Below are 8,249 nucleotides of genomic sequence, written 5' to 3'. Positions count from 1 at the left end.
TATCGGGAATTAGCAACCGAAGAACATATTATCGCATTTGATGACCAAGCCAACTGAGAAAGAAGCGCTCAAAAAGAGTCGACTTTACCAGCAGATTGTGACGCTCACACGTCTCACAGACACCTATCAGTTAGATGCAATCCTGGGGCTTATCCCTGGAGGAATAGGTGATTTCGTGGCCGCATTCTTTGCCCTTGCCCAGCCCCGCGAGGTAGAGGTTCCGAATTCCCTTCCCAAAGAGCGGAACCCTCAGCAGGGACCCCTTCTTTCCCGTGAAGTCCCTGCGTTCCTTCAGTTCCCTGACGAGGGGCCCGAGGGGCAGTGCCGATCCCTCAGTACAATCCTCCTCGCGAAGCGGCAGTACCAGAGCGCCGCCCTTCCATTCCTCCGCAGAACCGTCATAGACTTTGATGTCGATCACTCAAAAAAACCTCCTTGATTTTTTAACGGAGGGCCGCAAAAGCTCCCTCCGCACAGTTATGGGTCTATTGGTTAAATTTATGGCCCGTCTTGGCCGGGCCTATCGGCTCAGGCTCTCCAGGTTCTCCCTCAGCCTGGCTATCTGCGCAGTTCCCTCGGCGACGCGGGCCCGCTCCTTCTCGACGACCTCCTGCGGAGCCCGAGCGACGAAGTCGGGCTTGTCCAGGCGGGCGCGGCTCGAGGCCACCGTCTTCTCTATGGCGGCGATCTCCTGCCCCAGCCGGGCGATCTCCGCGGCCACGTCCAGCACGTCGCCTACGGGGAGGCTGACCTCCGCCGCTCCGACCACCGAGGAGAGCGACGCGGCGGGACGCGGGGCGGACATCGGCAGGATCGCGATCTCCCTGATGCGGCAGAGGCCGGAGACCTGCGGCAGGGCATCCTGAAGCGTCCGCTTCATCCTGTCGTCGTCCACCCGGACCGTCGCATGGTTCATCCATTGCTGAGGGGCGACGCGGGCCTCGGCCCTCAGGTTGCGCAGGACGCGCACCGTCTCCTGGACCGTGCGCATGGCCTCGGCCACGTCGAACCGGAACTCCTCGCGCGGCCTGGGCCAGGCCGTGCGCATGATGGAGGACTCGTCGCAGCCGTAACCAAAGGCTCCCCAGAGCTCCTCCGTCACGAAGGGGATGAAGGGGTGGAGCAGGGGAAGGGTCGTGTGGAAGACCTCCTCCAGGACGCCCTGTGCCGTCCTGCGCCGTGCCTCGCCCTCGTCCCCCTTCAGGGCGGGCTTGGACATCTCCAGGTACCAGTCGCAGACGTCGCCCCAGACGAAGTCGTACAGGGCCCGGGCGGCCGAACCGATGTCGTACTCGTCGATCATGCGCGTGATCCTCTCCGCCATCTCCTGGGTCCGGGCCAGAATCCACCGGTCCTGAAGGCGGAGCTGGGCGGGGTCGATGGCCTGCCGGTCGTCGTCCAGGTTCATGAGGGCGAAGCGGGCGGCGTTCCAGAGCTTGTTCATGAAGAGGCGGTAGGTCTCGATCTTTCCGGGGGAGAGCAGGATGTCGCGCCCCTGGGTGGAGAGGGCCGCGAGGGCCATGCGCAGCGCGTCGGCTCCGTACTTGTCGATCATGTCCAGCGGGTCGATGACGTTGCCCTTGGACTTGCTCATCTTCTGTCCGTGCTCGTCGCGGATCAGGGAGTGGATGTAGACGTCCTTGAAGGGCACCTCGTCCATGAACTCGAGCCCCATCATGATCATCCGGGCCACCCAGAAGAAGATGATGTCGAACCCCGTGACCATCAGCGAGGTCGGGTAGAAGTATTTGAGCTCCGGGGTATCGTCCGGCCAGCCCATCGTGGAGAAGGGCCAGAGCGCGCTGCTGAACCAGGTGTCCAGGACGTCCTCGTCCTGGACGATGTGCGTCCCCCCGCACTGTTCGCAGGCCGTCGGGTCCGTCTCGGCCACGGTGACGTGTCCGCAGTCGGAACAGGTCCATGCCGGGATGCGGTGCCCCCACCAGAGCTGGCGCGAGATGCACCAGTCCCGGATGTTCTCCATCCACTGGAAATAGGTCTTCTCCCACTGTTCGGGAATCCACGCGATGCGTCCGTCCTTCACGGCCTGGACGCCCCGCTCGGCCAGGGGTTTGGCCCGGACGAACCACTGCGCGGACAGGTAGGGCTCGACGGTCGTGCCGCACCGCTGGCAGTGCCCCACGGAGTGCGAGATCGCCTCGGTGCGGATCAGGAGACCCTGCGCCTCGAGGTCCCGGGCCGCGGCCTTTCGGGCCTCCTCGATCGTCATTCCCCGGTACTTGCCGGCGTTCTCGTTCATGATGCCCTCGGAGTCGATGACCTGAAGCTGCGGCAGGTCGTGGCGCAGCCCCACCAGGAAGTCGTTGGGGTCGTGCGCGGGCGTGATCTTCACGCAGCCCGTCCCGAACTCGGGGTCCACCATGTTGTCCTCGATGATCGGGATATCCCGGTCCGTCAGGGGCACGCGCACCCGCTTGCCGATCAGGCCGCGGTACTGCTCCGCCCTCGGGTGGACGGCTATGGCCGTGTCCCCGATGATCGTCTCCGGACGCGTCGTCGCCACGACGATCTCCCCCGACCCGTCGACGAACGGATAGCGGACGTAGTAGAAGTTACCCGGCTTCTCTTCGTACTCCACCTCCAGGTCGGAGAGGGCCGTGTGGCAGCGCGAGCACCAGTTGATGATGTACTTGCCCCTGTAGATCAAGTCCTTCTTGTAGAGGCGCACGAACACGGAACGCACGGCGCGCGATAGCCCCTCGTCGAAGGTGAAGCGCTCCCGCCTCCAATCGCAGGAGTTGCCCAGACGCTTCATCTGGGCGATGATGCGGTCGCCGTAAATCTTCTTCCACTCCCAGACCTTTTCGACAAACGCCTCGCGTCCCAGGTCGTGGCGGCTCAGCCCCTTTGCGGCCAGGCTCTTCTCGACGACGTTCTGGGTGGCGATGCCCGCGTGGTCCGTTCCCGGAAGCCAGAGGACGTTGAAGCCCTGCATCCGCCTGGCGCGGCAGAGGATATCCTGGAACGTGTTGTTGAAGGCATGCCCCATGTGAAGGGACCCCGTGACGTTGGGAGGGGGGATGACGATCGAGAACGCCGGGCGCGAGGGATCGACCTCCGCGTCGAACAGCCCCCTCTGCATCCAGGCCGCGTACCATTTCTCCTCCATCGCGTCGGGCGAATAGCCCTTGGGAAGCTCCCTGTTCCTGTTCATAATCAGACACCCCGTCCCTGCAAAGTTCGATAGGCCATGCCTATATCCAAAAGAGTCATTTAAATCAAATCATTTTAGCACAGAACAGCCGCGAAACAGGGGAAAGTCCGGTAGGGAGGCCCGTTCTTTTTCCCGGTATGCTAGAATGAAGAACGCTTGAATCGGGGGCTCGAGTCCGAAATCGAGACACAATCCGAGCCCGATCCGCCCGAGCCCGATCCGCGGCCGTCCGGCTCTGTTCGTCCTCGAGCGGTCGTGGCCTTGCCCAAGGGCGGACGAGAGTGCGGGCTATCCGGAAACGGAATTTTTCCCCGCCGCCTGACGGCGGGAATATCTGGGAGGGACAGCGCAGTCATGGAAGTGTATGTCACGGCGTTACGCGACCTGGTGAACAACTCGGGCTTTTCCGTGTTGTTCTCGTCCATGGGGACCGGCAACGTGGTCATGTTGCTCGTCGCCCTGGTCCTTCTTTACCTGGCCATCGGCAGGGGGTTCGAGCCCCTGCTGCTGGTGCCCATCGCGTTCGGATGTCTTCTGGTTAACCTGCCCCTCTCCGGGATCATGTCCGATGCCGAGGGGTCCGTGGGCTTCCTGCGCTACGTCTACTTCGGCGCCCAGCACGAGATCTATCCCATCATCATCTTCCTGGGGATCGGGGCGCTGACGGACTTCGGGCCGCTCCTAGCCAACCCCGTGACCTTCCTCCTTGGTGCCGCCGCCCAGTTCGGGGTCTTCGTCGCCTTCATCGGCGCCAACTGGGTGGGGCCCATTGCAGCTCAATTTGGCCTGGACATTGGCTTCAACATTAAGCAGGCGGCCAGCATCGCGATCATCGGCGGGGCCGACGGCCCCACGAGCATCTATCTGACGATGAAACTGGGGCAGCAGGCTATTCTCGGGGCCATCGCCGTGGCCGCTTATAGCTACATGTCCCTGGTGCCCCTCATCCAGCCTCCTATTATCAAGCTGCTGACCACGAAGAAGGACAGGGCCATCCGCATGGGGCAGCTCCGTCCCGTCAGCAGACGTGAGAAGATCCTCTTCCCGATCATCTGCACCATCGTGACGGGGCTGATCCTTCCGGCCTCCGTCCCCCTGGTGGGCATGCTGATGTTCGGCAACCTGTTGCGGGAGTGCGGGGCCACCGACCGTCTGAGCCTGGCGGCTCAGAACGAGATTCTGAACATCACCACGATCTTCCTCGGGCTTGCCGTCGGGGCGACGATGGAGGCCCAGTACTTTCTCCAGCCGCGCACGCTGGTCATCATCCTCCTGGGGCTCCTGGCGTTCATCTTCAGCACCGTCGGCGGCGTGATCTTCGGCCAGATCATGAAGGTGCTCACGAATGGCCGCGTCAACCCGATGATCGGCTCGGCGGGGGTGTCCGCCGTGCCGATGGCGGCCCGTGTGGTCCAGCGTGTCGCTCAGTCCGAGAACCCGGGCAATTACCTCCTGATGCACGCTATGGGCCCCAACGTCGCCGGGGTCATCGGCACGGCCGTCGCGGCGGGGGTCATGCTGACGCTTCTGTCCTGACCCCTCCCGACGGCAGGGGCATGACGTCCTCCCAGGACCGCGGCCAAAGACCGCGGTCCTGGGCGTTCCAAGCGTTTTTTCTGGAAACGTCGATTCAATCGCCGTTTCCTCGTGTTTTTCATTCTGCACCGGACGTTCTGCGATGCGTTCTGCATGAGAATGAAGGAGGAGATCTTCATGCAGAGGAAAGACGAGAAGAAAATATTGGGTAAATTGCCTCCCGACCTGCTCCTGCAGGGGGTGCTCCGCTACTCCGGGGCGGAACGGACCGACGTCGCGGTCGGGGCCGGACTCGGGGAGGATGCGGCGGTGATTCAATGGCCGGACACCCCTTACCTCGTGGCGGCCTCCGACCCCGTGGTGGGGGCGACCGCCGGGGCGGGGCGGCTTCTGGTCCACATCAACGCCAACGATGTCGCCTGCAAGGGCGCGGATCCCGCCTGGCTGGTCGTCACCCTGATCATCCCGTCCGACGATGGGGTGCCCATGATCGAGCGGATCATGAGCGAGGTTCACGAGACCTGCTCCGAGCTGGGCACCGCGGTCGTCGGCGGGCACACGGAGCTGACGGACCGCTACGACAGGCCGGTCATCGTAGGGACGATGCTGGGACCGTCGCGCCGGCTCCTGAGCGCGGACCGGATCGAGAAGGGCGATCTCCTGCTGGTGACCGGCCATGCCGGCCTGGAGGGTATGTCCATCCTGGCCCACGACCGGCCCGACCTGTTGTCGTGCCTCAATGCGTCGGAGCTGGACGAAGTGCGTTCCTGGCAGGGCGATCTGTCGGTCGTCCGCGAGGCCCGACTGCTTCGGGACCATGCGCGTTACATGCACGACCCCACGGAGGGAGGCCTGGAGGGAGGGCTTCTGGAGATACGGAACGCCTGCGGGCTCGGCATCGCGCTCGATATGGACGCCATTCCCGTCTCGCCGCTGACGCGCCGCGCGGCGAAGGCGCTTGGCTTCGATCCCCTGCACCTGATCTCCTCGGGGATGCTGGTTGCGGTCGTACCGCCCGATGAGGCGGAGAAGGCCCGGGCGCGTCTTGGGGAGGAAGGTATCGCTTCAAGTATTATAGGACGTTTCATGGAGCCGCGGGGGACCTGCCGAACGGATATGCACGAGGAGCTCTGGGGAATATTGGCCCGTGAGCGGGTATAATGGTGCAGCCGATCGGTTTCGGGTATATTGGCAGGACGGAGGCATCTTAAGGATGGGTTGTTTCAGCGAAAAAAAACAGGGGGAAGGCCGGACGGACTTTTTCGATAAATCCTGGCAGCGTTCGTCGCTCTGCGGGGACTTCGGGACGGCCGAGGCGGGGAGTGCGGTTCGGGCCAACGGATGGGTTCGCCGCCGCCGCGACCTTGGGGGCATCATCTTCATCGAGCTGTGGGACTACACCGGGTCCGTCCAGGTCGTATTTGGCCCCGAGGCCGGGGAGGTCCACGAGCGGGCCGGGGAGCTTCGGAACGAGTACTGCATCGCCGTCAGGGGCACGCTCCGCGTCCGCCCCGAGGGGACGGAGAACCCCGCTCTGAAGACCGGCTCCGTGGAGATCGTGGCCGAGGACTTTCTGCTGCTCTCCTCCGCCGCGCCGCTGCCCTTCGAGGTGGGGGAGGGGACCGATAAGGTGGATGAGAACCTGCGCCTGTCCTATCGCTACCTGGACCTGCGCCGGGAGAGGATGCAGCGCAATCTGCGCATCCGCAGCCGCATGAACGCCTTCACCCGCGCCTACCTGGACGGGCGGGGCTTCATGGAGGTCGAGACCCCGATACTCACGAAGGCGACGCCCGAGGGAGCACGCGATTACCTGGTCCCGAGCCGGGTCAATCCCGGGACCTTCTACGCGCTTCCTCAATCCCCGCAGCTCTTCAAGCAGATTCTCATGGTCAGCGGGTGCGACAGGTACTACCAGATCGCGCGCTGTTTCCGGGACGAGGACCTGCGCGCCGACCGCCAGCCGGAGTTCACCCAGGTCGACATCGAGATGAGCTACATCGTCGAGGACGACGTCATGGAACTCATCGAGGGCTATATGAAGGGGCTCTTCAAGGAGATCCTCGGCGTCGACGTCCCCACCCCCTTCGAGCGGATGCCTTATTGGGACGCGATGGACCGCTACGGCAGCGACAAGCCCGACCTCCGCATCTCCCTGGAGCTCTGCGACGTGGCCTCCGTCTTCGCCGAGTCCTCATTCGAGCCCTTCAGGAGCTTGCTCGCGAAGGGGGGCGTCGTGCGCGGCCTCGCGCTTCCCGGAGGGGCGGCCCTTTCGCGCAGGGAGCTCTCCGACCTGGAGGATAAGGCCAAAAAATTCGGGGCCTCCGGACTCGCGGCCTTCCAGCTCAAGGACGGCGCGCTGAAGGGGCCGTTGGTCAAGTTCCTGTCCGGGCCGGAGCAGGACCGTCTGAAGGAGCTCGCCGGGCTGAACGATGGAGACGCCCTGTTTCTCGTGGCCGATGCCGATCGGGCCAAGGCCTGTACGATTCTGGGGGTGCTGCGCCTGGATCTGGGCAGGGCAAGGGGTTTCCTCGACGAAAAGGCATGGAGGTTCCTGTGGGTGACCCGCTTCCCGCTCTTCGAGTGGAGCGAGGAGGAAAAGCGCTGGACGGCCATGCACCACCCCTTCACCTCCCCGGTTCTGGAGGAGCTGGACCTCATGGAGACGGACCCGGCGCGCGCCTTGGCCCGAGCCTACGACTGCGTGCTCAACGGCAACGAGGTGGGTGGCGGTTCCATCCGAATCCACGATCCTCAGGTGCAGGCCCGGGCCTTTCAGTGCCTCGGCATAGCTCCGGAGGAGGCGAAGCGGCGTTTCGGCTTCTTCCTCGAGGCTTTGTCCTACGGCACTCCGCCCCATGGGGGGATCGCCCTGGGTGTGGACCGGCTCGCGACGCTCCTCTGCGGCGGCCAGTCCATCCGGGAGGTCATGCCCTTCCCGAAGACCCAGAAGGCCCAGTGCCTGCTGTCCAAGGCGCCGGACGTCGTCGAGGAGGCGAGGCTGGAGGAACTGCGCATTCGGACGGTTCCCCTCGAGGAGGACATTTAAGCGATGGGCCGTTGCGGGGAGCTCGCGTCGGGTTCGGGCCTCCCCGCTCTTCCGTTTTCGACCGATTCTGGGAGGTGTCGCCATGAAAGCGCATTTCTGCCATTTCAATTTCAACGTCCTGGACCTCGAGAGAAGCATGGCCTTTTACGAGGAAGCCCTGGACCTCCGGGAGGTACGCCGGATCACGGACGAATCGTTCGTCATCGTCTATCTCGGGGACGGCAAGACCGATTTCACGTTGGAGCTCACCTGGATAAGGGAACGGACCCAACCCTATGATCTGGGGGAGCAGGAGTTCCATCTGGCCTTTGAGACCGATGACTTCGAGGCGATGCGGGCCTTCCACCGGGAGCGGGGATGGGTGTGCTACGAGAACGAGAAGATGGGCATCTACTTCATCAAGGACCCGGACGGCTATTGGCTGGAGGTTTTGCCTCCGAGGTAAGCGTTTGCCGGCGTATCGTCCTTTACAGCCGCCTTGTTGAATGC

Annotated in this window: 6 protein-coding genes; 4 read left to right on the top strand and 2 right to left on the bottom strand. The window is 63.8% G+C overall.

Annotation, left to right across the window (positions count from 1 at the left end; translation table 11 throughout):
* Positions 1-130 precede the first annotated feature (130 nt).
* Entirely contained in the window at positions 131-421 is a 291-nt protein-coding gene (locus tag Q0176_RS04965; RefSeq protein ID WP_299299824.1) for a M17 family peptidase N-terminal domain-containing protein, read from the bottom strand.
* A gap of 99 nt (positions 422-520) precedes the next feature.
* Positions 521-3,175, bottom strand: a complete 2,655-nt coding sequence (locus Q0176_RS04960) for a valine--tRNA ligase (protein WP_299299822.1) — start codon at positions 3,173-3,175, stop codon at positions 521-523.
* Between the two features lie 354 nt (positions 3,176-3,529).
* On the opposite strand from Q0176_RS04960, the gene Q0176_RS04955 reads away from it, so the two are divergent.
* From Q0176_RS04955 to Q0176_RS04940, 4 genes are all read left to right on the top strand, one after another.
* Complete coding sequence (locus Q0176_RS04955; protein ID WP_299299820.1) at positions 3,530-4,711, top strand: sodium ion-translocating decarboxylase subunit beta; 1,182 nt, start codon at positions 3,530-3,532, stop codon at positions 4,709-4,711.
* Positions 4,712-4,888: 177 nt separating this feature from the next.
* Positions 4,889-5,872, top strand: coding sequence for an AIR synthase related protein (locus tag Q0176_RS04950; RefSeq protein WP_299299818.1), 984 nt, complete (start codon positions 4,889-4,891; stop codon positions 5,870-5,872).
* A 52-nt stretch (positions 5,873-5,924) separates the two neighbouring features.
* Positions 5,925-7,760 carry an aspartate--tRNA ligase gene (aspS, locus tag Q0176_RS04945; protein WP_299299816.1) on the top strand — a complete coding sequence of 612 codons (1,836 nt, stop codon included), beginning with the start codon at positions 5,925-5,927 and terminating at the stop codon, positions 7,758-7,760.
* Positions 7,761-7,842: 82 nt separating this feature from the next.
* Positions 7,843-8,205, top strand: coding sequence for a VOC family protein (locus Q0176_RS04940; protein ID WP_299299814.1), 363 nt, complete (start codon positions 7,843-7,845; stop codon positions 8,203-8,205).
* Positions 8,206-8,249: the final 44 nt, after the last annotated feature.

Origin of the sequence: uncultured Fretibacterium sp. (assembly GCF_938040765.1) — a bacterium.
In the GTDB taxonomy this organism is placed as follows: Bacteria; Synergistota; Synergistia; order Synergistales; family Aminobacteriaceae; genus CAJPSE01.
This window is presented reverse-complemented; position numbering and strand designations above follow the sequence as displayed.